Raw genomic sequence first — 1,092 nt, 5'->3', positions numbered from 1 at the left:
TGAGCACGTTGCGGAACACCTGGGCGAGCCGGTGTGGGTCTCCGGTGACACGGGCGGGAGCCAGAAGGGCGTTGACCGTGTGGGTGGAGACCGAGCGTAGCCGGTGTATTTCCTCTCCGAGCACGTCGTCGAGGTCCACATCGGTCATGGTGAACCGCAGGCCGGCATCGTCGAGCTTGGCCAGGGTGAGCAGATCCTCCACCAGGTAGCTCATGCGGCGGGTCTGAAGTTGCAGCATCCCGCTCGTGTCCCACCAGGTACGCGCGGTCGGGTCGGCTGCCGCGATCTCCAGTGCCGTGGTCAGGGTGGCCAACGGACTGCGCAGTTCGTGGCTGGCGTTGGTGACGAAACGACGTTGGGCCTGGTCCGCTGATTCGAGGCGGCCGAGCATCTCGTTCATGGTCGCCGCAAGATGCTCTATTTCGTCCCGGGTCGCCGGGACTTCTACCCGTTCGTCGAGATGCTGGCGCGTGATCCCTGCGACGGTGGCGCGTATTCTCTCCACCGGTCTGAGGGACCGGCCCACCAGGACCCAGATCAACCCTCCAGCCAGCGCGAGCAGGACCGGAACACCGCCGAGGAGGAACCAACCAACGGTGGTGACAGCGTCCCGCTGGATCGATGTCGGCACCCCGGCCACCACCGTGAACTCACCGTCCGGTGTTGCAACCCCGCCCGCTGCAACGACGTGATCGTCGAAATCAGTGAGCGTGAACAGGCCGGGGTCCGGGGAAACGTACTTCTGTCCGGGTCGTAATGGTCCCCCCTCATACAAGGATTCCGTGATCGAATCATCGGAACTGGCCAGCATGGTGCCGTCGGCGCGTAAGATCTGGGTGATCTGCGTGTTGGTCCCGGTGACATCACCGGTCACATCGGCGCTGTCATCTTCTGCGACCTGCTCAAGGACGGAATCGCGGTGCTGGATGGCCAGTTCGCGTGCATTGTCCAGCAACGAGGACCGCAGCAAGACCAGCAGAATGATACCCGCGACGGCGAGGACGACAGCGAGGATGAGGACCGCAGCTGCCGTGGCCTGTTTCCGCACACCCCACGTCGCCCGTCGCCGCCCGTCGCCGCCGGCCGGCGGGT

1 protein-coding gene is annotated in these 1,092 nt (G+C 65.0%); it reads right to left on the bottom strand.

What is annotated here, in order from left to right; genetic code table 11:
* A partial coding sequence (locus tag X803_RS18875; protein ID WP_162149217.1) for a sensor histidine kinase occupies nucleotides 1–1,092 on the bottom strand: 1,092 nt, incomplete at both ends.

The organism is Arthrobacter sp. 35/47, from assembly GCF_000520475.1.
Classification (GTDB): Bacteria; Actinomycetota; Actinomycetes; order Actinomycetales; family Micrococcaceae; genus Arthrobacter_D; species Arthrobacter_D subterraneus.
This window is presented reverse-complemented; position numbering and strand designations above follow the sequence as displayed.